At 43.2% G+C, this 21,713-nt stretch carries 21 protein-coding genes and 1 riboswitch; of the genes, 2 read left to right on the top strand and 19 right to left on the bottom strand.

Annotated elements, in window-relative coordinates; translation table 11 throughout:
* Positions 1-2: 2 nt before the first annotated feature.
* Positions 3-1,640: an ABC-three component system protein gene (locus tag AB4Z17_RS16135; protein WP_441960832.1), complete on the bottom strand. Its 1,638-nt coding sequence runs from the start codon at positions 1,638-1,640 to the stop codon at positions 3-5.
* Between the two features lie 166 nt (positions 1,641-1,806).
* Positions 1,807-1,904, top strand: a riboswitch (guanidine-I (ykkC/yxkD leader).
* A gap of 72 nt (positions 1,905-1,976) precedes the next feature.
* Here AB4Z17_RS16135 and AB4Z17_RS16130 point away from each other — a divergent pair.
* Together AB4Z17_RS16130 and AB4Z17_RS16125 are read left to right on the top strand one after the other, a co-directional pair.
* Positions 1,977-2,318: a DMT family transporter gene (locus AB4Z17_RS16130; RefSeq protein ID WP_441883253.1), complete on the top strand. Its 342-nt coding sequence runs from the start codon at positions 1,977-1,979 to the stop codon at positions 2,316-2,318.
* Complete coding sequence (locus AB4Z17_RS16125) at positions 2,318-2,632, top strand: DMT family transporter (RefSeq protein ID WP_076265992.1); 315 nt, start codon at positions 2,318-2,320, stop codon at positions 2,630-2,632. Before AB4Z17_RS16130 ends, AB4Z17_RS16125 begins: the two co-directional genes overlap by 1 nt.
* Before the next feature lie 115 nt (positions 2,633-2,747).
* Here AB4Z17_RS16125 and AB4Z17_RS16120 read toward each other — a convergent pair whose 3' ends face one another.
* The 18 genes from AB4Z17_RS16120 to AB4Z17_RS16035 form a co-directional block, all read right to left on the bottom strand.
* The gene (locus AB4Z17_RS16120) at positions 2,748-4,010 is read right to left on the bottom strand and encodes an ATP-grasp domain-containing protein (protein WP_441960830.1); all 1,263 of its coding nucleotides are present in this window, start codon (positions 4,008-4,010) and stop codon (positions 2,748-2,750) included.
* 51 nt (positions 4,011-4,061) lie between these two features.
* Positions 4,062-5,276, bottom strand: coding sequence for an MFS transporter (locus AB4Z17_RS16115; protein ID WP_441960828.1), 1,215 nt, complete (start codon positions 5,274-5,276; stop codon positions 4,062-4,064).
* Complete coding sequence (locus AB4Z17_RS16110) at positions 5,266-6,204, bottom strand: transketolase (protein ID WP_441960826.1); 939 nt, start codon at positions 6,202-6,204, stop codon at positions 5,266-5,268. Before AB4Z17_RS16110 ends, AB4Z17_RS16115 begins: the two co-directional genes overlap by 11 nt.
* Positions 6,201-7,001 (bottom strand): 1-deoxy-D-xylulose-5-phosphate synthase N-terminal domain-containing protein, encoded by an 801-nt coding sequence (locus AB4Z17_RS16105; RefSeq protein ID WP_441960824.1) that lies wholly within the window; start codon positions 6,999-7,001, stop codon positions 6,201-6,203. Before AB4Z17_RS16105 ends, AB4Z17_RS16110 begins: the two co-directional genes overlap by 4 nt.
* Positions 7,002-8,849: a M20/M25/M40 family metallo-hydrolase gene (locus AB4Z17_RS16100; protein ID WP_441960822.1), complete on the bottom strand. Its 1,848-nt coding sequence runs from the start codon at positions 8,847-8,849 to the stop codon at positions 7,002-7,004.
* Entirely contained in the window at positions 8,849-9,901 is a 1,053-nt protein-coding gene (gene argC / locus AB4Z17_RS16095; RefSeq protein WP_441960820.1) for an N-acetyl-gamma-glutamyl-phosphate reductase, read from the bottom strand. Before argC ends, AB4Z17_RS16100 begins: the two co-directional genes overlap by 1 nt.
* Positions 9,898-11,223 carry a DegT/DnrJ/EryC1/StrS aminotransferase family protein gene (locus AB4Z17_RS16090; RefSeq protein WP_441960818.1) on the bottom strand — a complete coding sequence of 442 codons (1,326 nt, stop codon included), beginning with the start codon at positions 11,221-11,223 and terminating at the stop codon, positions 9,898-9,900. The genes argC and AB4Z17_RS16090 overlap by 4 nt, the downstream gene beginning before the upstream one ends.
* Positions 11,220-11,879: a degT/DnrJ/EryC1/StrS aminotransferase gene (locus AB4Z17_RS16085; RefSeq protein WP_441960816.1), complete on the bottom strand. Its 660-nt coding sequence runs from the start codon at positions 11,877-11,879 to the stop codon at positions 11,220-11,222. The genes AB4Z17_RS16090 and AB4Z17_RS16085 overlap by 4 nt, the downstream gene beginning before the upstream one ends.
* 20 nt (positions 11,880-11,899) lie before the next feature.
* Positions 11,900-12,796: a RimK family alpha-L-glutamate ligase gene (locus AB4Z17_RS16080; protein WP_441960815.1), complete on the bottom strand. Its 897-nt coding sequence runs from the start codon at positions 12,794-12,796 to the stop codon at positions 11,900-11,902.
* Positions 12,797-12,805: 9 nt separating this feature from the next.
* On the bottom strand, positions 12,806-12,979 hold the full coding sequence (locus tag AB4Z17_RS16075) for a lysine biosynthesis protein LysW (protein WP_076265982.1): 174 nt from the start codon (positions 12,977-12,979) through the stop codon (positions 12,806-12,808).
* Between the two features lie 106 nt (positions 12,980-13,085).
* Complete coding sequence (locus AB4Z17_RS16070) at positions 13,086-14,750, bottom strand: ABC transporter substrate-binding protein (protein WP_441960813.1); 1,665 nt, start codon at positions 14,748-14,750, stop codon at positions 13,086-13,088.
* A gap of 64 nt (positions 14,751-14,814) precedes the next feature.
* Positions 14,815-15,738, bottom strand: coding sequence for an oligopeptide ABC transporter permease (gene opp4C, locus AB4Z17_RS16065; RefSeq protein WP_441960811.1), 924 nt, complete (start codon positions 15,736-15,738; stop codon positions 14,815-14,817).
* A gap of 16 nt (positions 15,739-15,754) precedes the next feature.
* Positions 15,755-16,705, bottom strand: a complete 951-nt coding sequence (locus AB4Z17_RS16060; RefSeq protein ID WP_441960809.1) for an ABC transporter permease — start codon at positions 16,703-16,705, stop codon at positions 15,755-15,757.
* Between the two features lie 29 nt (positions 16,706-16,734).
* Positions 16,735-17,706 carry an ABC transporter ATP-binding protein gene (locus AB4Z17_RS16055; RefSeq protein ID WP_441960808.1) on the bottom strand — a complete coding sequence of 324 codons (972 nt, stop codon included), beginning with the start codon at positions 17,704-17,706 and terminating at the stop codon, positions 16,735-16,737.
* Positions 17,703-18,668 carry an ABC transporter ATP-binding protein gene (locus tag AB4Z17_RS16050; protein WP_441960807.1) on the bottom strand — a complete coding sequence of 322 codons (966 nt, stop codon included), beginning with the start codon at positions 18,666-18,668 and terminating at the stop codon, positions 17,703-17,705. The genes AB4Z17_RS16055 and AB4Z17_RS16050 overlap by 4 nt, the downstream gene beginning before the upstream one ends.
* A 345-nt stretch (positions 18,669-19,013) precedes the next feature.
* Positions 19,014-20,072, bottom strand: coding sequence for an LLM class flavin-dependent oxidoreductase (locus tag AB4Z17_RS16045; protein WP_441960805.1), 1,059 nt, complete (start codon positions 20,070-20,072; stop codon positions 19,014-19,016).
* Between the two features lie 22 nt (positions 20,073-20,094).
* Complete coding sequence (locus tag AB4Z17_RS16040; protein ID WP_441960803.1) at positions 20,095-21,036, bottom strand: ring-cleaving dioxygenase; 942 nt, start codon at positions 21,034-21,036, stop codon at positions 20,095-20,097.
* Between the two features lie 51 nt (positions 21,037-21,087).
* Entirely contained in the window at positions 21,088-21,531 is a 444-nt protein-coding gene (locus AB4Z17_RS16035; protein WP_441960802.1) for a MarR family winged helix-turn-helix transcriptional regulator, read from the bottom strand.
* Between the last annotated feature and the right edge of the window lie 182 nt (positions 21,532-21,713).

Below are 21,713 nucleotides of genomic sequence, written 5' to 3'. Positions count from 1 at the left end.
TTTCAAATCACACTCCTTAGTCGCGTGCAAATTTCTTCATAACTCACTTCATGTCTAACTTGACGCAAGCAAGAGGAACAGCTGATACTGACCGTTCCGGATAAGCGATTAGATTCTAAACCTTCGAAGATGGTTAACTTCGTGTCTTGAGCAAATTGTAGTAATATTTTGGAAAAGTCAGCTTTACGGCCATTGTTGCAATGCTCGCAAAGATTTTCTGGGTTGCCTTTTTCGAGTGATTCCGAATTAATATTTTCGAGCAGCAAGCGATATGGGAATAAGTCCGAATGGTCTCTGGACTTCATATAAGATTGAAAAGAATTGGTGTAAAGTTTGGTCATAAATCCGATGACAACCTCAGGCATCGTTTCTTTAGCCTGGGAGTAGAGCATACGCACCCAGCGATCGGAATTCAGCTGAAGATTGGACAAATGAACCCATTCCTCAGGATCGATAAAGTTCCAATCGGGATATACCAAATTTACGAGCGCCAGCAGCTCCCACAGCTCGCGCAGGCCGGGTTCTCCTTCAGGAAGACGAATGTTTGCAAATTGGTACAGCTTTAGAAATAGCTGCAATCTGCTTTCTTCCATCTCCTTCAGCTTTCGAAGAACATCATTCATGGATGCAATAAGTTTAGTTCTTATTTCGTCATCATTTTTGAAACGTCGTATGAAGATGGTATCCAGAGCTTGTCGGTGAATCTCAAATTGATCGTTTAATCGAGCCTGCATCTTCGATACATGAGCTGATCCTGCCGGCTTGTCCGACAGGTCTAAGGAAGTTGTTATCTCTGGGCGGTTATCTTGTATACCAAACGGTGGAGGATCAAAAGTTTCAAGTACGTCTAGTAGGAGTCCTTTTAGAATATCGTAGTTTGTTGAGAGATGTCCTTGCTGCAGATCGAGAATGGTGCCATGATCACCGGGCAGAGACCGGGCAGAATCATAGCTCTTTGATTGTCCTATATTGGGAACGGCACTGCCCTCCTCGACTACGGTATCCTTGTCACCGAAGCAGTAAATGGACGTGAAAAAKCTCCTAAGTTCTCCTTGCGCATCAAAAAAGCTGCGGTTCATATCATCCAAAAAAGCGTTGTTTGAACGCAGCTGTTCGATTTGCTTATGATTCTGAAAGCGCTTTATTAAATGGTGGAATTCAGCGAATTTAGAGCCGTTATAAGGTGTTGCATAGCTAATAAAGCCACCGATCCGTTCTAATCCTTTTTTGCGATGCAAATATTCGTTGAGTAAGAATCGTTTACCGATTAATCCTCCCATACTGTGGCCAACGATAACGATTTTCTCATATTTTCTATAGGTATACCCATCCAAAATAGCCTTTAATTGAATAGCTAGCTGGTCTATGGACAGAGGACTTTTTTTACTGACACTAATTTTTTGACCTAAGACGTCAAACTCTCCTTCGATTCCAAAAATGCTGCTGATGAGCTTAGAGGTGTCATATGTAACGATTCCAATATCCGTATCCGTGATGTCCGGATCTGATGCGATGAGCTCCGCCCAGTCTCTGCCTGGCTTTACCCACGTTTCAGGAGCGCCCAAACCATGAATCAGCAAGACAAGCATCTTGCCTTTACTTCCCGGTGTTCTCGGTTTCAGTTCGATCTGCATCGACATGTTCAGCTTCCCCTTTCTCCTAATGCTTTCCTATTATTTTATATCAAGCATATATGGTTTCCAAGGGTTGTACTACATGTTCTGGAAGATCTTTTTTTGTTATTTTCCATTTTATGAGTATTGTAATCGATTCGAATATGTGTATAATACAAGGTAATTGAATAAACGAAATGTTTTCTAGGGTTCCGCAGCGTAACCGTTGGTCTGGTCCGAGAGAAAACTCACAGCCATGCTGTGTCACGGAAGGATAAAAGCCTGGGAGAAACTGTTAAACAGTTTACTCTTGGGCTTTTTTTTTATGTTTTTTGGCAACAATAAAATTGGAGGTGTATTTTGGTGAATTCGAATTGGATTAAAGTATTTATTGCCGCTTTTTTCGAGGTTTTTTGGGTGATTGGCTTAAAACACGCGGATGACTTCTGGACGTGGACAGGAACTGTTATTTCTATCATTATCAGCTTCTATTTAATGATCGCAGCAGGCAAAAAACTGCCTGTCGGAACGGTATATGCTGTTTTTGTGGGAATGGGTACGGCAGGAACTGTTTTTTCCGAAATCATATTTTTTGGAGAACCATTTAAATGGACCAAAATGTTATTGATATTACTTTTATTAGCGGGAGTCATGGGCTTGAAATTAGTTACGAAGGATAAAGATCAGAAAGGAGCTGTATCCTAATGGCTTGGATTTCTCTCATATTTGCAGGATTGTTTGAAATGTTTGGTGTTGCCATGATAAATAAATTGCATAAGGATCGCAATTGGCAATCCGTTGTATTACTAACGATCGGATTTTTAGCAAGCTTCCTATTTCTTGCTTATTCCATGAAAACACTGCCTATGGGAACAACGTACGCCATTTGGACGGGAATTGGAGCGTCAGGCGGAGCTATTTTGGGAATGCTTTTATATGGAGAATCGAAGGACTGGAAAAGGGTTGTTTTTATAGCGATGGTATTAGGGTCAGCTGTAGGGTTGAAGCTTGTCTCTTAAAGGATGTCATTTGATATGATCTATCGTGGAATTATTGCTACATTCTATTTATGGAAGGAACAGGCTCATTAATAGCCTGTTCCCTGCTTATTCAGACTTAAATCTTGTCTTGCGTCTACCCCGCTGCACTCTCTGTTTCATGCTGGTGATACACGACCGTTAACGTTTCTTTCAGAGCAAGGGCTAGTTCTTTTGCTTCTTCAGGGGTGTTGCCAACTGTAATGAAATAACCTAATCGATCATCCGAGCTTTTTGCTTCTGTGACCAAATCTCCTTCATCTGCCGTTAGCTGTGCTCGGATAACATTTTCATTTAGTTCTAAACCGGCAAAGCCTTCAATTCCATCAAAAATACCCTCTCGATCGGCGGTCACATAAGCAATTGAAGCTGCTCGGTTAAACCGTTTCTGAATATTGATCGGGTTGTCTAAATAATAGTTAACGGTTGCTTCAAATATATCAACACCGAACGCTTGCACTAATAAATCAGAAGAAATATTGTCGCCTCCTGGCCTGCCGTTCACCTCGATAATTCGTGGACCCGTACTTGTAAGCTTCACTTCTACGTGACTTGGTCCATTCACTATCCCAATAGCTCTCAAAGCATCAACAGCCGTACGAACGATGTGATCCCCATGCTCTACATGCACTGAAGTAGGTAACGTATGAAGAATTTCAACAAAATAAGGAAGCGGTGAGGTCAATTTTTCAGTAACGGCCGAGAAAATGGGCTCTCCATCTTTTACGAATAATTCCACACTAAATTCTGGACCATCCAAGTACTCCTCAATTAAATACTCATCGCGTACTTTAAAGTCCATATAAGTTACTTTAAACGCTAATATTGTATCTATTGCATGCTTCAGTTCAATTGCATTTTTGATGAAATAAACGTTTTGACTGCTTGCACAATTCGTGGGTTTTAATACGATAGGAAATCCAATCTCTTCCGCAGCTGCTAATGCATCTTCGTAAGTTCTCACTTTTTTAAATTTTGCACTCGGAACTTGATGTTCAGCATAAGCTTCTCTAGCCAAATCTTTGTTTCGCGACTTCAGAGCAGCTTCGTAGGGTACTCCTCTAAGTCCAATCCGCTCCGCTACCTTCGCAGTTACGTGAGAGGCGTAATCCGTAGCAGGAATTAACGCATCCAGTTGATTCGCATAAGGTGAGCCAACAATCGCTTGGTAGAGTGACTCTTCATCTCGAATATCTGCAACAATTAGATCATGGTAAATGCCTTCRTATCCATACTTTTGCGGATTTTCCGTGGAAGAAACGATGGAAATGACTTTATGTCCTTGTTCAAAAGCGACTCTCGCAAAACTAACGCCGTAGAAACTTGGTTCAACAAAAGCTACCGTTTTAATTGCTGTCATCTCTTTATCCTCCTTTAAAGGTTATGAAATAAGTGGTTCGCAATTCAAAATTCAAGCTTCCAGTGTGCTTTTTTGTGTCGCTTTACTATTCATCACAAAGTACACAACAAATCCGATGAACATCAAGCCGCTCATACAGACAAAACCCGCGCCTGGAGAGAAACGATCAATGACAAGGCCAAGCCCTGTGGCGGACAAGGTCTGCAAGAGCAAGGAAATCGCCATCCAGACCGAAGTCGCTCGACCCATGTAGGATTTGGATACCGATTCCATCAGCGTCGTTGTCATCAAAATACGTAACGAAGAGTTCGTTAATCCGATCAACACACTGCCAAGGTACAAAAGCAGTATCAAATGGTTAAACGCTACAGCGAGCAAGCTCAGCACGGATATCATGAAAAATAATAGTATCGTTCCATGTTGTGATATTTTCTTAGCTAAGGGTGCTGCAATAAATCCAGACAATAATCCCCCAATGCCATAAAACATATCTGACAAACCGAATACAACAGAATCACCTTGCACCGTATTGCTCACATAGCCAGGAAGAACGACGTTGTAAATCATCGTAGAAACGAGTGGAACAATCGAAACAATACCAAGCAAGAAAATAAATGGACGTTCCGCCAGATACGTTATGCCATTCTTAAACGTTGCAAAAAAGGACTCTTTATCATTTTCAAAAGGGATAGGTGTGTATTGAATTCGACTAAGGAAGTAGCTGCTCACAATAAAGGCGAGCGCATTCAGAAGAAGAATGATCTCAAAACCAACGAATTTGTACAACACTCCTGAAAGTGCACCAGCCATAAACATCCCTACTTGCAAGCTGATTTCAATTAAGGAGTTTCCATTAATGAGGTCCTTCTCCGATAGGATTTCTTGAACCAGGCTTCGAGAAGCCGTCATATACACGGTCCAGCCCATCCCATTAATAATGGCAAATGTATAAAGATATTCAATTCGGAATCCCGTCCATACAAAAGCACCTGTTATGATTAACAAGGCTATCGCCCGAATGCCATTGGCCCATAAGATAATCGTTTTACGATTCCATTTATCAATTAGAGTGCCTACAAATGCGGAGATGAGAAAACCTGCAATGACATTTAAGGAAAGCATGAATCCAATAGCGGTAATCGAATTTGTCTGATCCATGAGACACCAGTTCGCACCAATCGTACTCATCCCTACGCCGAACCCGGAAATAATATCAGCGAAGGAATAATGGCGAAAGTTTCTTTGTTTTAGTACGCTAAAAACCATCTTTACCTCCTAGAATATTCTGGATTTGTTGTTGCAGTGGTTCAAACCCAAATCCTAAATAGTCTAGAACCTCAGCATGCGTACCGCCGTAGATAGGCCATTTCTCACCGCAATGATGTGAGTGAACTTGATGCTTTGGCAATAATAAGGCTAGATAGGACGCTGTACTGCCGGTTGCTCTATGCTCCTCAACCACCAGAAATTGGTCAGCTAAACCGCTTAATGGTTGTATATAAGGTTTCAAGCTTTGGATGTCGACGTAACATAAATGCGCATGTACGATAGCATCGTCCTCTTGAACGATCCGCTTGCAAAGTTCTGTTGCTTGTTCACCCACGGAAATTAAGCATAGTTTGGATCGGACAGTACGTGCGCCTCCTTCAACAATTAAGTTTCTGCAGCTCTCGTCCTCTGCTCGATCCAAGCTGTCAAAAGCATCATTTCTAGAAAGGCGAATATAATACGGCTCCTCTGATGCTGCTGCCTCACGTATTACTCTTCGTGTTTCTTGGTCACCATGAGGGCAAGCGATCCGTATGTTTTGAAACGATTGGAGGACTGCGATGTCCTCCAGTGCATGATGTGTCGTTCCAAACCAGCCGCCAGATACCCCTCCATACGCAGCTACAACCTTCACGTTTTTCCCCATATACCCCATCGTCAGCTTGATGCTTTCGGCTGCTCGCAATGCTGCAAAGGAAGCAAAGGTTGAGAAGAATGGCACATAGCCGGCTTCAGCAAGACCGGCTGCCATATCAATTCCAGCTAATTCTGCAATGCCAAGATTAAAAAAACGCTGGGGATGCTGCTGTCCAAAAGGATGATTTTTGCCTCCTAGATCTGCTTCAATACATACAATTTGGTCGTTGCTGGAAGCAAGCGTAGTCAGTTCATCTTTATAGGCATCTCTACCTGACTTCTTGGTCATGATAAACTCACCTTCCATTTATGGGCGAGCTTCTCCGGGATTTTAACATAATGGGCTTCGGGGTTTCCTTCAATCGCAGCAACACCTTTTCCTTTTATCGTATTGGCCAAGACGGCTACTGGTCTATCTGGATCTGGTTCAATTGCGGCAAGGATTTCTTCGAAATGATGACCGTTAATTTCCTTGACAGCAAAGCCAAACGCTTCAAATCTTTGCCGGAGATTGCGAAGCGGTGATATGTCATGCACATAACCATCGTTTTGGCCTCCGTTGCAATCGACGATATATACAAAATTAGTGATCGACTKGGCTTGGACAATCTGTGCGGTTTCCCAGCATAACCCTTCCTGCAGTTCCCCATCTCCTCCGATCACAATCCCTAGTCCATTCGTTTGTCTCATCTTTTGCGCCAGTGCCCAGCCTGCTGCGTACGGAATGCCATGTCCCAAACTGCCTGTAGCGAAGGGGATTCCTGACAGTTTATGATTAGGATGACCTGTGAACAAAGAGCCTGCTTTTCCATAGCTATCCGCTGGGTTATCCTTGATAATCCCGTATACATGGAGCGCGGCATATAATGCTGCTGCAGCATGCCCTTTGCTAAGAATGATGAGCGTATTGGGATCTTCCACATATTTCGAATACGCACCAATCAATAAGTCAATCGCAGAAAGACTTCCGCCGATATGGCATCCTGTAAGTGATGCAGCCATGTCAATGATCAATTTCCTCGCTTCTTTCGCCTTATCAACCAGCAGGGAGATTTCTTCCCTTTGAATATCGATTGCCAGCTCCATTTATTCCTCCAATCGCAGCCGAAACCATTCGTTTACAGCTTCTTTTAAAATCGTTCTGGTCTGCTCTACCTCACCATAATGTAAATATTCATCATTCGTATGATCCAAGCTGGAATCTCCGGGACCATAAGCTACCATAGGGACGGCATCCCAAGTTGTGGCCAGCGTATTCATGTCGCTCGTTCCACGTTTTTTGATATAGTGAATGGATTTCTCCTGCTTAGCGAAACTGCGAACAAAAGCTTTGACTAAGGAGCCTGTGCGAGAGTTCGAAAATCCTGGTGTTGCACGCAAGATTTCAACAGTCACATTTTCACCAAATGACAAATCAATTTTCTTCTGATAATCGTTGCCTGCCGCTGGTGATATTCTAAAGTTTAACGTCCCTTTTACCGTCAAAAAGCCTCGTTCATTCTGATGCTCGATATCAATTAATGAGGATAAGGACTGTGGATCGATATCACGTACGAGAACACGAATGTCCGATACGACACTGTACAATTCGTCGATAACACTCCTGCTATCTTTGGCTGCAGTATGCTCCTGCGCGCGATGAATAGTAATTTCCAGCTTAAAGAGACCGTAATAACCGAGGGTCAAGCTCTCTACCCCGCTCGGTTCCCCAATAATAACCGCATCCGCCTTGTAGTGATCTCGAATGAAATGAGCACCTTTTGAAGATGATATTTCTTCTTCCACTGCACCAATTACAAGTAATGATCCCTGTTCTGGCACCTCAACTTCTTGCAGCAAATGAATGAAATTAACAAAGCAGCCTTTAGCATCCACGATTCCCCTGCCCGTAATGCCTTTGGAGTCGGATCGAACAGGCCAAACATGCGGAACCGTATCTATATGCCCTAATAAGAGCAGCGTGTGGGGGCCATTCCCTTTGCGGAAAACGACGTTTCCCGCGTGGTCTATTTCCGCTGAAACCGAAGGCTGCTTAATCGTCTCTAATAAGTAGTGTGCAAGCACATGCTCATCTTGAGAGACCGAAGGAATGCGGGCCACTTTATTCAATAAATCGAATGCGCCGAGCTCCCGATCCATGTTCCAAAACCACGTTTTACCGGGTGCTTCCAAGGTATGAGGACCGGTTATATTCACATCACAGATGCCCTGATGGATTGCTAATTGGGCTGCGCGCACTTTTTGCTTCATGCGCCCTTTTACAAAGCTTAATTCATCATTCGTATAGACATTTTGTATCGTTGAATGTTTATCTTCAATATCTTCCAGTAAACCTGCAGTTCCAGTAACAAAGCGCAGGTGATGCGCTTCTAAGTCCACTGCTAAGTGAGCAGCGAGCACATCTGCATCAATGTTTATGTACACATCCAGTTCTGGATCTAATATTGGTGGAGAAACACATACAACATCAAAGGCCTGTAAAGCAGATTTCAGAAATGCCACATGACTGCCCACGAAATGACCGAACAACGAATCACGGACAATGATCGTTTTTTGATCCTTAATCACTTTAAGGGGTTTCGCTTTCTTGCCATAGACAAGACCTTGATCTCCACCAAGCTGTGAGTAGACAGTCAGACCGTATGCCTTCAGCTGTGTGTGTATCGTGGGCAAAATAATCTCATGGTAGGCTGCACGGATAATCGGCATCTCTTCTGGGGAACAGTACCGTACCTCATCCCCAGACGGCAATGTAAGAAAAGGCATCGCTCGAGGAATGGATTCATATTTTTGTTTTATGGCTTCGGCACCGCCTGCCACAAGCAGCACTTGATTTCCTCGCTTTACGATACGGCTAATTTCTTCAAAAATGTGAGGATGGTTTACAATCGTAATGCTCCCGAGCTTGATTACATATAAGCTGCCGCTGCTCATCAGGGCCACGCTCCCTCAAATTCAAATGTCAATCCCGCCTCCTCAGAGTATCCAAAATAGTTGTTTGCTGCCTGTATGGCTTGCCCCGCAGCTCCTTTAATTAAATTATCGATGGTTGCGATGGAAACACAATTTCGTCCATCCACATAAGCACCGATTTCTGCATAATTTGTTCCTGCTACTGTTTTGATCATAGGTGAACCATTGCCCGAGTTAAAATAATGAAGAAAGGGTTTGGATGAATACGTGCTGTAGAATGCTTTTTTTACATCTACATCAGTTACATGCTCTTTGAGCAAGGAATACGAGGTTGCCATAATTCCTCGGGGAAGATCAAGACTATAGACCGAAAACTGCAAATCTATCGTTTGATTCAAATGATAGGATAATGCATGCACGACTTCGGGCTGATGACGATGACCATGAACTTTATAAGCTCTGAAGTTATGGGAGCGCTCCGCATGATGTTCTGTTGTCGATTTTCCGCCGCCGCTGGAGCCTGTCTTGGCATCAGTGATTACACGTCCTTCAATTAAATCATGCGCCACAAGCGGATAAAGGGTATACAGCGTCGCCACCGCCATGCAGCCCGGAAGATTGACTACTTTTGCTTCGAGATTGATTTTGCTGAACTCTGGAATATAGTAGTGCCAGCCGCCTTCAAATGCATGTTTTAATGTTTCTGGATAATGTTGATGTAATATATCGGGGTCGGATATACGATAATCCCCGCTTAGATTAAAGATATAGTCTGTATGCTCAGCAACATGCTGGATGATCTTAGGCAAGGAGCTTGTAGGCAAACAGGAGAAGACCGCATCGTAATGACCGTCTAATTCGGATATTTTTTTAAACTTTAACGAGCTGAGCTTTTTCTTATGAATAGAACCAATATAGAACTTATCCACCGGGTATCCCGCCTTTGATTCGGAGGACACAAACTGAACTTCAAAATGAGGATGCTTATTTAGCAGCCTGTATAACTCAGCGCCAGTGAACCCGCTGCCGCCTAGAATGGCTACTCGTTTCTTTTGTTGTTCTGTTGTACTCATCCTAATCTAGCGTCTCTTTCATACAGCACTTTAAAATCGCTTCCTCGCTCTACCAGTTCACGAATCATATGCGGGTTCGCATCTATTTTTTTGAAAGCCAAGGCGTAAGCTTGAATTCGCTCATATTCTATAGGCGTTCTTAATTCTCTGCATATCGTTAAGCTGTTTCTAAGCATCTTCAATGTTTTAGGGAAATGGTTCAAATCGTAACCAAAATCTTGACGGTCCGATAACGTAAACGGATAACCATTTCCAAAGCCTTTCCGATTTTTGAACGGCAGATGACCAGGTATTGGTACATTTTGCCACTCTCTAGCAAATACCCCTTCAGAATTAATGAGCTGCTGAACGGCATCTTTTACAAGATAATCCTCCAAATCCTCAAGCCCAAGTCGCTCGGGTGAGAGTTTAACACGATACATGTTATAGCTGTGCTTATACCCATCCGGTACGAATGGTCCGCTAAACAGCTTAGTCTCTGAAAGCTCATTGGTTAAATAGGCTGCATTTCGTGCACGAATGGCATCATAATAAGGAAGGCGGGAAAGCTGGCTCAAACCGAAAGCAGCTGCGATCCACGACATGCGATAATCAATGCCTGATGAATCAAGGAATGCGAGTGCGCGCTCATAATCCTCTTTTTCTTTGAAAAAAGCGATGCCTCCTTCCCCGCCTACGGGAAAGTTTTTGTCGGCCATTAAGCTTTGTCCTGCACTGTCTCCAATCGAACCGGTGAGTTGTTGATGGATCGATGCGGAATGCGCATGGGAGGCATCCTCCACAAGGCGAAGCGAATACTTGTCAGTCAGACGTCTCAATGCAGGTAAATCAGCAGGCAGGCCATGTACATGCACGGGCATGATTGCCTTTGTCTTGTTCGTTATGGCTTGCTCTGCTTTTAGTGGATCCAAGCAATAGGTTATAGGGTCAATGTCCACAAAAATGGGGATCGCTTTCGCTGCAACAACGGCTTGAGCGGTTGCTATGAATGTGAATGCAGGAACGATCACCTCATCCCCGGGCTGTACACCTGCCCCAACTAATGCGAGGTGCAGGCTGGATGTACCGCTCGCTGTAGCAATCGCATAATTCGCCCCTACATAATTGCGGTACGTTTCCTTGAACTCATCGACAACTTGCTCTCCATCCTGCTGGATGGAGACAAGCATTTGGATGACATCTTCCTTCGTAATGATTGGGAAATTCGTCTTCCTTACATCCTCTGGAATAATAGATGGTCCTCCCAGAAAGGCTAATGGCGCTTGAACCCAATCGTCTGATGGCAGCGCTAACGGCTTGCGAATAAAATCCGACTTCATCATGATTGGTTCCTCCTTAAGAGTGTTAGCTTCACACATGCTGCCACAAGCGGGCTAAGCCTGTAGTTGAACTGCAAGGCGGGCTGCAGGTCAGGTTCGCTTTCTTCCTGTGTCCACATCGTTTGTAAATCAAAGGCACCAAAAATCTTCAAGCGCTCTGCTTTTTTCCAAATGTTCTCATCATTTGCTGCGATGGCAGCTACCGGACCAAAGCCTAATCCCGTAAAATCCAAAACGAGAACGGGAGCAAAGTCGCTGGTTTTAAAAATGATCTGATCCAACTGCTGAAGGTTTTCCCAATTAACCTCAACGGTCGCATAAGCCTGCTTTACGTGTGGATCTGAAATGAGTGTGATTCCTAACCACTGAATAAACTTTTTTTCCTGCTCACTCGGATGCTCCAGTCGTGCAGAATTATGGTAGCCTAAGTCCTGTCCCCACAGCGCACCGTGAATCGCACCCGTGTAACTATTAAACAAAGAGACATATTTCTTGTTGGTCAGCTTGGCTATCCCTTTCTCCAATCCTTTTAATTCGAGATCATTTTTTTCAATACTCATAATGACGCCTGAATTTAGTACTCTCGATAATACAAAGGACAATGAAAAATAGTTTTCTTTTTGAATGACAGCTTCTGGTTTTGTTAATGTTTCTCCCATTTCCTATTTAACCTCCCTATTTACCGTGATATAACTGTTAAGTTGGCCTTGTTTTTTCGTTCAATCGCAGCTTTTACATAATGTGCAATATGGTAGGCCACATCGACACCATGAATTTTCCAGGACTTTGCGAATTCCGGGTTTTGATTCACTTCACATACGACGTACCGTTGCTGCTTGTAATCAAAAAACAAGTCTGCACCATAAATGCCTTCGCCCAAAACCTCGATTATTTGTTTGCAAATGGAGGCCATTTCATCATTAATTTCTAGAGGATCAATTTCTGCACCTAAATGCGTATTTGTTTTCCAGTTGTCTGCTGAAACCCGGCGGAACGCAGCAATCGGTTTGCTGCCTACGATGACAACACGGATATCAAAATCGCCCTTTTCCACATATTCTTGCACTAATACAGGGAACGATTGATGCCCAGGGTCTACAGATTCTCTAGCAGCTATCCAGCCATCTAAGCATTCTTTGCCGGTGATTCTAGCTATTCCCCTTCCCCAAGATGAGGTTGCCGGCTTAATGACACATAAATCTCCAAATGTCTGCAAAGCTTGGAAGAGCTTCTCTGGTGTAAAAGCTACTTTATATTGGGGCTGGGGAATGCTATGTTTTTGAAACACAATCGCTTGATGTATTTTATTTGTACAAATCGTAATTGCTTTGACCGAATTCAACGTTTCAAGACCGGCTAATTCAAGCAGATGGGCTCGATTCAACGCGTTTTTCTGTGAGAGACAACGAATGAGAGCGAGACCGAAGGAATGAACATCAGGCTCACCTAATGGTAACTCCATGGAATCCAAGTTTACCTGCACTTGTACGCCTAAATCTCGAAGATGATCGATTATTCGTTGTTCTTCTTCCCGCAACTTTGTAACACATAATAAAATCGCACGATTCTGCTCCATGTTCGGTTCCTACTCTCCCCAAGTTTCTTCTATTTCTGGAGCTAGAGCGATGCTTACAAGATTGGATTCGACCTGCACTTCATGCTCTTGACCGCATGAACCGCATTCCAAAATTTCACCCGTCGTTACACTCTCTTCCACCTCGATATCCGACTTGCATACAAGACAATTCAAATCTGCCATTATCCTTGCACCTCCTATAAGTTTAGAAAACATATATAAATGGAATAAATTCCGTAAAACCGAGCAATAGCTTCATGACATGCAGCTTTATTAAAACCCTGTGCTGCTATTTCGTTTCTATATCCCACTGGTTTACATTATTGAACGTGCCTAGATTAAGCGGTTTACCAACGAGAACCTTTTTTGATACGACCTGCAAACGCTTCTCGGAATAAACAGCTAAAGTAGCAACCTCTTCATGCAGTACCTCTTGCAATTGGTTATAAATCTCGTGACGTTTTTCCTCTATAATTTCTTGTTCACCCTTTTTAATCAGCTCATCGACTAATGGATTTTTAAATCGAATCACACTTTCGGGATCATCACTTTTATAGGTTGTAAAATAAAGGCTCGGTTCGATATAGTAATCTCTTGTGAATATGGTAATGTCATGCTCTCCCTTCTCCACTTTATCGATTAACGTTGGGAAATCGAATTTCTGAACGTCTACTTTAATCCCAACAGATTCTAAGTTTTGTACGAGAATATCAGCAGCCTGCTCACGAACCTTATTCCCAACTGGAATAATAAATGTAATCGTACGTTTGGGATCCCAGTTCGCTTCTTTTAAAAGCTCTTTTGCTTTTTCAGGATTGTAATCATAATTGGCAATGTTTTTATTAAAATAGGGATGCGAGCTCGGGATGCCTCCATCAATAATTTCGGCCTGCCCTTTGAGCAGCTGCTCCACGATGAGCGGACGGTTCAACGCATAGGCGATCGCTTGGCGCACTTTTTTATCTGGCAGCTTCTCCGTATTGAAGAAAATTTCAGCCGGCTCAGAGGCTGGAGCAGAGGTTACATTTACATTCTCAAAGCCCTTGACCTTATCATAATCCGTAATCGGTACAAGCCCGACCGGCAAAGAATTCATTTGAATTTCTCCCGTCTGCAGCTGTGCTACAAGATTTGCCGCGGGAAGCACCTTAATGAATATCGAGTCAATCTTAGGTACATCGAGGTAGTAATTTTCATTTTTCGTCACCTCGACAAATTGCCCCTGCTCATAATTTGCAAACTTATAGGGACCAATGGTGACTAATGGTTTCTGGAAATATTCGTTCGTTGAAAGCTGCTCTGGATTGGCATCTTTCAGAATATGCTCGGGCAAGAAATTAACCTTGACACCGAAACGTTCATTGAATACGAGCGGATCGATCGGTGTTTTTGTTTTGATCTCGAAGGTCGTTGGATCGATAATTTTTAATCCCGATAGCTCTGTCTTCCCTTCATCCAGTTTCCCAATGTCATTTAAACCTTCGATAAAATCCAGCTTGAAGGATGATTCTACTTTGGCATGAAGGGCAAGCTTTAAGGTGAAAGCCACATCTGCCGTTGTAAAAGGAGTTCCATCGTTCCATTTGGCATTCGCTTTAAGCTTGATACGGTAAGTTTGCTTATCCTGCGTCTCGATAGATTCCGCCAGCTTCGGTATAAATTGTGCGGTATCCGTTACATCGAGCAAAGAATCATTAAGTAAATTAATAGGGGCAAGCGACGCCGAGCTTCCTTGCGTATTGATTTGATTTAAAGTAACAGGAGCATTAACGATACCAATGTATAAGTTTTTTTTTGCTTTGGTGTCATTGGTTGTTGCCTTTACAGAAACCTCTTCCTTCGCTGGTTTTGCTGTTGCTTCAGCTTTTTCCTGCTTCGTTTCACTGCAAGCCGATAGGAAAATCATAAAGACGGTTAATAATATGAATCCTGGTACTCGAAACCTTGTTTTCATTTGTTTCTCTCCTTTTGTTTTATTGCTTTATCTATTTAAAAAATTAAATAGCAGATTCATATACTTAAGCCCTCGCATCAAACGCATCACGAAGAGCGTCCCCTACAAAGTTAATCGCAAGCACTGTAATAAGAATAACGAGGCCGGCAGGTACCCATAACCACTGCTGCTCAGTTAAAACCGTTAGCGATTGTGCATCGTGCAGCATATTGCCAAGGCTCGCCTGGGGGGATTTGACCCCCATCCCAAGAAAACTAAGTCCAGCTTCACTAAGAATCGTGCTGGCAACGCCAAACGTTGCATTCACAATGATTGGCCCCATTACATTTGGCAAAATATGCTTCATGAGTATTCGCGGGGTGTTGTATCCAAGCGCAACGCCGGCGCGGACAAAATCCATTTGTTTCATGGATAATACGCTTCCTCTGACAAGCATTGCTATCGTTGGCCATTTGAACAGTGCGAGAACAAGGATGATCGTGGATGCACTTGCACCCAGCACGCTCACGATGACCAACACAACCATCATGTAAGGAAAACTTAAGAAAATGTCGGTTAAACGCATAAGTGCCATATCCAGCCATTTGCCATAGTAACCAGCGATTAGTCCAATGAATGTTCCGAAGGTTACGTACAAAGCAACTGTAAAAAAACCAATCATTAAGGATACACGTGTTCCAAAAATCAGCCGGCTTAATACATCCCGCCCTACTTGATCGGTGCCTAACCAGTGTGTAAGCGAGGGATGGGCTGAGAACGCATCTGTAATTTCATTAGGATGACTCGGTGCAAGCCACGGAGCAAAAAGCGCGATAATAAGCAGCAGCAAGGTAGTTGCAAGTCCCCATACCGCCAGCTTGTGCTTGATAAACTTACGTCTCACTAATTGGGCATGACTCTCCATTACATCCAAGGACAGTTCGTCTTCATCGCTATGATCTGAAGAAAATGCATCCTTCCTCATCCATGGCATTTCGCTAACAGACATTCGCTATCCCCTCCAATCAGCTGTATTTAATGCGTGGATCGACCATGGAATAAACGATGTCGGTCAACAAATTCGTCAAAAGTATAACGCAAGCAGCAATTAGATTAATGCCCATTAAAGTCGGATAGTCGCGTGAGAGAATGGCTTCCATCGTTAATTGCCCGATACCCGGCCATTGAAATACTTGCTCAATAATAATGCTGCCGCCTAATACCAAAGGAATTTCTGCACCAATGACGGTTATGATTGGGATTAAGGCATTGCGAAGCGCATGCTTATTCGTAACCAGAAATTCACTAAGGCCTTTCGCTCGGGCTGTACGCAGATAATCCTGATGGAGTACATCGAGCATACTGGCGCGAACATAACGCACCTTTTTACCAGCAATCGTTATACCAARCACCATGACAGGAAGAATCATATGCATCAGGATATCTCCGAAGCTGCCAGAGCCTCCTAACGTTGACATTCCCCCTGTTGGAAGCCACTTCAGCTTAATTCCAACCAAATAAATGAATCCAAGGCCTAGGAAAAATGGAGGAATCGAGGTGCCTAGAAAGGATAACCCTGTCATGACATAATCCAATTTTGAATTCTGCTTGACTGCACTTATCACCCCTACGGGTACGGCAATCAATATCCCAACCAGCATTGATACTGCAGCCAGCAGCAAGGTAGGTCCGATTCGGGCGCCAATCAGCTGTGATACGGGGGCGAAGCTGCTAAATGAATAGCCAAGTTCTCCTCTGAAAAAACCGCCCAGCCATTTTACATACTGTATATACAATGGATCGTTCAGTCCAAGCAGCTCTTTTTTAATCTCTAGCAGCTCTTTCGGGATATTAGGATTGATCAACATATCCACAGGATTCCCGGGAGCCATATTCATGATGAGAAAATTAAGCAATGTTATTCCAAGAAATACTGGTATGGAAATCAGCAGCCTTCGAACGATATAGTGGCCCATCGATGACTTCTCCTTTCCTAGCCTTTGCGCTATGCAAGCGGATAGTGGCACGCAACAGAGTGATGCTCTTCCGTAATAACCGGTTCCGCTGTTCGGCACAGTTCTTGCACATAAGGACAACGAGTATGAAATCGACAACCAGATGGAGGCTCAGCTGGGCTAGGCACATCTCCTTGAATGATGTGACTCTTCGTTGCTCGAAGCGTCGGGTCCGGCGGAGGATACGCATTTAATAGAAGCTGCGTATACGGGTGCTTCGGCTTGCGGAATAGCTCCTCTGTAGGCGCCAATTCTACGATTTTCCCCAAATACATGACGGCGATTCTTGTACTGATCTGTTTAACTGCTCCAATGCCATGGGCGATAAATAAATACGTCAGCTTCAACTCATTTTGCAAATCCTGCAAAAGATTTAAAATTTGAGCTTGGATGGAGACATCAAGCGCTGATACTGGCTCATCGCATACGATCAATTTGGGTTTGAATGAAATGGCTCTAGCGATTCCGATCCTCTGGCGCTGCCCCCCGGAAAATTCATGAGGATATCGATTGGCAGCCGAACGCGGCAATCCAACTAATTGAAGCAGGTTATCAACCTCACGCTGCACCTCACTGCGCTGCACCAGCTTGTGAACAATTAACGGCTCAGCAAGCGTATCGTATATTCGAAGCCTTGGATTTAAGGAAGCATAAGGGTCCTGAAAAATCATCTGCATTCGTGTCCGCAGCGGTTTTAACTGTCGCTGAGAGGAATATATAATGTTTTGATTTTCAAAAAGAATACGTCCAGCTTGCGGATTCTCAAGTCGAATGATTGAACGACCAATCGTCGACTTGCCGCATCCCGATTCGCCAACTAAACCGACGGTTTCCCCTTCATACATCGTTAGGCTCACTTCATCAACCGCCTTGATATGGCTGACTTGATTTGAAAATACGCCACTACGAATGGGGTAATACATTTTTAACCGTTCGATTTGCAATAGTGTTTTGAGGCTCATAATCTAACCGCCTGAGTATGTTCTTCATTCGATACGTTTGGAAGGTCCATCAGCCAGCAGCGTACATGATGTCCCTGTCCATTCGTCGTAAGATCAGGCTGTTCTTGCTGGCATCGTGCGATTGTATGTGGACAGCGTGGGTGAAAGCGGCATCCTGCAGGCATATTCTGGAAAGAGGGAACTGAACCTGGAATCGTCTGCAGCCGCTCCCTGTTGACTTGATCGAGTCGGAGGGTTGATTTCATTAAGCCTTGCGTATAGGGATGCTTTGGTGCTCGAAAGAGAGTAAAAACGTCAGCTGATTCTACGACTTGCCCCGCATACATGACGACTACCGTATCAGCCATTTCAGCTACAACTCCTAAATCATGTGTAACCAGCAGGATAGCAGCACCGCTTTCTGCTTGCAGCTGCTTCATCAATGCAAGGATTTGTGCTTGAATCGTAACATCGAGTGCAGTCGTTGGCTCATCGGCAATGAGCAGCTTGGGCTGGCATGCCAGCGCCATTGCAATCATTACCCGTTGTCTCATGCCTCCTGAAAGTGCGTGAGGGTATTCCTTTATAATCGTTTCAGCTCTAGGAATCCCTACTTTCCTTAACAAATCTACGGCTAAGCGCTTTGCTTCCTTTCGAGACAGATTCAAATGCTGGCGAATCGTTTCTTCAATCTGCTCTCCGATGGAGAAGACTGGATTTAGAGAGGTCATCGGCTCTTGAAAAATCATCGCGATTTCACTGCCGCGAAGCTTACGATGCTGAGCTTGCGAGCAGTTGATTAGAGATGAGCCGTTGAACTTGATTTCTCCTTGACGAACTGAACCATTTGTACCAAGCAAACCCATGATGGAAAGGGATGTTACACTCTTTCCGCAACCGGATTCACCAACAATAGCGATGGTTTCCCCATGTTCAAGTGTGAAGCTCACCTCATCTACAGCGATCACTTCTCCTTGATCCATCCGAAATGCCACCTGTAATCGATCAACTTCTAATAGCTGTCCTATTGCATTCACCAACTTTTTATCATTTGGTATACGTACTTTACAAGTAATCCATATAATTCCTATGTGTTTTATGAACTTTGAATAATCCTAGCATACATAATTTTGAAAAGTTTGAATAATAGAATAATTCTATATATAAATAGAAAATTGTTCCAATCCATACATAAATAGCTACGGAAGCTCGTTATGACTAGCTATTTAGCGGGGTTATTAGGATGATCTGGAACATAAAAAAGTGCCGCAATAAATCGTCGCGGCACTTTTTATAAGTTAAATGATGAAATTGATTTTGATTCCAATTTAGTTTTTAGCGGTGTGTTTCTTAATTGCGGGCATAATTTCAGTAGCGATAAGTTCTATATTTTTTGCAATTTTATCAAACGGAACACCGCCAAAATCAATTTGAGCCATAAAACGCTGATGTCCATATAATTCATATTGGTAAAGCATTTTTTCAATGATTTGCTGCGGGCTGCCCACCATTAAAGCATCACGATGATCGGTCGACTGAGCAAACTGCTGTTTTGGATATCCGCCTCCACGCAGTGCTTGCATTCCAGCGTTAAGATGTGGATAGTACTCACGTAAAGCGTCTTGTGTCGTTTCCGCCATATAAAATAAACTCGTCGTTGCTATAGGTAGAGCTGCTGGATCAAAATCTTTGCTAAGTGCAGCTTCACGATAAGCATCTACCGAAATTTTAAAGTTGCTTGCTGGACCTCCAAGCGTTGTCAGCATCATTGGAATTCCGGCATATCCTGCTTTAATAGCACTAGCAGGAGGTCCGCCTACTGCTCTCCAAATGGGCATATGTCCATTTTTGGGYTGCGGCAAAATCGATGCTTGCTTAAGAGCCGGTCTAAACTGACCTTCCCATGTTATCGTTTCTTCATTGTTTAATTTCATTAAAAGCTCTAGTTTCTCTTCAAATAGTTCTTCATAATCCCGAACATCATAGCCAAGCAAACTATACGCCCCGACGCGAGAGCCCCGTCCTGCCACAATTTCCGCACGTCCCTTGGAAATCAAATCGATCGTTGCAAAATCCTCGTATACTCGAACAGGATCTGATGTACTTAGCACTGTTGCTGAGCTGGCAATCTTAATGTTTTTTGTGGCCTGAGCGATAGCTCCTAAAATCACGGTATGGGCTTGTGTTGTGAAAAATGTTTGATGACTTTCCCCTACAGCAAATACATCTATTCCTGCCTCATCTGCCAGCTTGCTTGCATCAATGAGCTCTTGAATACGCTGTTCAGCACTTATCATTGTGCCCGTATGCGGGTTAGGCAAATGATCCCCAATGGAATACAATCCGAATTCTAATCCTTTATTTTTATCGATTCGATATTTTTCCATGCGTACTCTCCCCTTTTGCGTATTAATTCAGCGGTTCTAATTTTGCTTCAATTTCCGCCCGTCTGGCTTCTAAAAATGGCGGTAAATCCAGTGCTTTACCTAACTCTGCGACTGATGAATCTTTCGTAAACCCAGGCCCATCCGTCGCTATTTCAAACAAAATGCCATTTGATTCCCGGAAATATRAGCTTTGAAAATAATAACGATCCACAATGCCGGAGGAGTGGAAGCCGCGTTTTTTTACGACCTCATCCCAATAACGCAGCTCATCTTCGTTTTTAACACGGATGGCTAAATGATGAATGCTTCCTCTTCCAGGCTTCTCGATTGCTCCATCTGCTTGTTTGACCAAAATTTCTCCATAGGAACGGCCGGCAACGGATTGATAAACGGCTTCATTATCCGTCCGTGAAACTTCGCTATAACCTAACATGTTCGTCAATGTAGCGGCTAAATGATCTAAAGATCGAACGGTAATTTCGACAGTTCCCATGCCAAGAATGCGATGATTTTGCAAGGCGATTGATTCCTCCCATGCTGCCCATTTCTCAGGAACTTCCTCACCGTTATTGTTTAGTAGAACCATTCGCAAACCTTCTGTATCTTCAAAATGGAGCGCATCTCGCCCCGCATATTTTGTGATTTCGCCGTGTTCTACCTTTAATAATTCAAAACGTTTTTTCCAATAGGCTAAACTTTCTAAAGAAGGAACGAGCAAACCAATTTGAGTAATCGCATTAGTACCGCGCACAGTTCTTCCTGCATTTGTCATTTCAAAGAAGGATAGCTCCGTTCCCGCACTGCCCGTTAAATCACCGTAAAATAAATGATACATGGATGGATCGTCTTGATTGACCGTCTTCTTCACTCTGCGCAGTCCTAGTACTTCTTGATAAAAATGATTATTAATTTTTGCGTTTTTTGTAATCATCGAAATATGATGATGTCCAGGGATGGTATACATAATTATTCCTCCTCTATTTAACTTGACTAGTCAATTGATATTGCAAAAAAATTACTCTGACGGCAATTTCTTTTTCTGGCTATGTTTATGGATGCGAGTCATCAATGAGTATAGTGTTTTTTGTTCGTCCTCATTTAATACATCTTCAAAAAATGAAGTTTGAAAAGCAAGCTGGTTCGGCATTGCGATATCCAATATGGCTTCGGCCTTTTCTGTTAAACTAATCGTTTTGGTTTTCCAGTCTTGCTTGCGCACAATATAACCTTCGTTCTCAAGTCGTACGAGCATGCGAGATATGCCGCCTTGCGTAACCGTTACTTTCTCGGCCAGTACCATTTGAGTTAGAGGCTGATAGACACGAATTTGCATGAGTACATCAAATTGAGCAGTCGTTAAATCAAATTGTTTTAAAAACTCATTTGACATCTGGTTGCTCTGATTCGTAAACCGCATCAGCCGAAGCCAAATTAACAAACCTAACGTATTATTCTGCATTTCGTTCCCCCTCTCAATGACTATGCCATCACTTTACTACTCAATTGATAAAATGGCAAGTGCGAATGTTTAAGTTTAAAAAGCTACAATTAATGGAAAGATTAATGCACTTAATTAATTATAGTTACTTGACAAAGAAATTTATATTCGCTATTATTATCTCATATTAAAGATACTCAACG

The sequence above is a fragment of the Paenibacillus sp. TAF43_2 genome, assembly GCF_052113545.1.
In the GTDB taxonomy this organism is placed as follows: domain Bacteria; phylum Bacillota; class Bacilli; order Paenibacillales; family Paenibacillaceae; genus Pristimantibacillus.
This window is presented reverse-complemented; position numbering and strand designations above follow the sequence as displayed.

What these genes read in the sequence shown, in the direction of transcription:
- AB4Z17_RS16075 (WP_076265982.1), bottom strand. Translation starts at nt 12,979, where the DNA reads ATGGCAGATTTGAATTGTCTTGTATGCAAGTCGGATATCGAGGTGGAA.
- AB4Z17_RS16055 (WP_441960808.1), bottom strand. Translation starts at nt 17,706, where the DNA reads ATGAGCCTCAAAACACTATTGCAAATCGAACGGTTAAAAATGTATTAC.
- AB4Z17_RS16090 (WP_441960818.1), bottom strand. Translation starts at nt 11,223, where the DNA reads ATGATGAAGTCGGATTTTATTCGCAAGCCGTTAGCGCTGCCATCAGAC.
- AB4Z17_RS16080 (WP_441960815.1), bottom strand. Translation starts at nt 12,796, where the DNA reads ATGGAGCAGAATCGTGCGATTTTATTATGTGTTACAAAGTTGCGGGAA.
- AB4Z17_RS16100 (WP_441960822.1), bottom strand. Translation starts at nt 8,849, where the DNA reads ATGAGCAGCGGCAGCTTATATGTAATCAAGCTCGGGAGCATTACGATT.
- argC (WP_441960820.1), bottom strand. Translation starts at nt 9,901, where the DNA reads ATGAGTACAACAGAACAACAAAAGAAACGAGTAGCCATTCTAGGCGGC.
- AB4Z17_RS16115 (WP_441960828.1), bottom strand. Translation starts at nt 5,276, where the DNA reads ATGGTTTTTAGCGTACTAAAACAAAGAAACTTTCGCCATTATTCCTTC.
- AB4Z17_RS16125 (WP_076265992.1), top strand. Translation starts at nt 2,318, where the DNA reads ATGGCTTGGATTTCTCTCATATTTGCAGGATTGTTTGAAATGTTTGGT.
- AB4Z17_RS16085 (WP_441960816.1), bottom strand. Translation starts at nt 11,879, where the DNA reads ATGGGAGAAACATTAACAAAACCAGAAGCTGTCATTCAAAAAGAAAAC.
- AB4Z17_RS16035 (WP_441960802.1), bottom strand. Translation starts at nt 21,531, where the DNA reads ATGCAGAATAATACGTTAGGTTTGTTAATTTGGCTTCGGCTGATGCGG.
- AB4Z17_RS16050 (WP_441960807.1), bottom strand. Translation starts at nt 18,668, where the DNA reads ATGGATCAAGGAGAAGTGATCGCTGTAGATGAGGTGAGCTTCACACTT.
- opp4C (WP_441960811.1), bottom strand. Translation starts at nt 15,738, where the DNA reads ATGTCTGTTAGCGAAATGCCATGGATGAGGAAGGATGCATTTTCTTCA.
- AB4Z17_RS16110 (WP_441960826.1), bottom strand. Translation starts at nt 6,204, where the DNA reads ATGACCAAGAAGTCAGGTAGAGATGCCTATAAAGATGAACTGACTACG.
- AB4Z17_RS16070 (WP_441960813.1), bottom strand. Translation starts at nt 14,750, where the DNA reads ATGAAAACAAGGTTTCGAGTACCAGGATTCATATTATTAACCGTCTTT.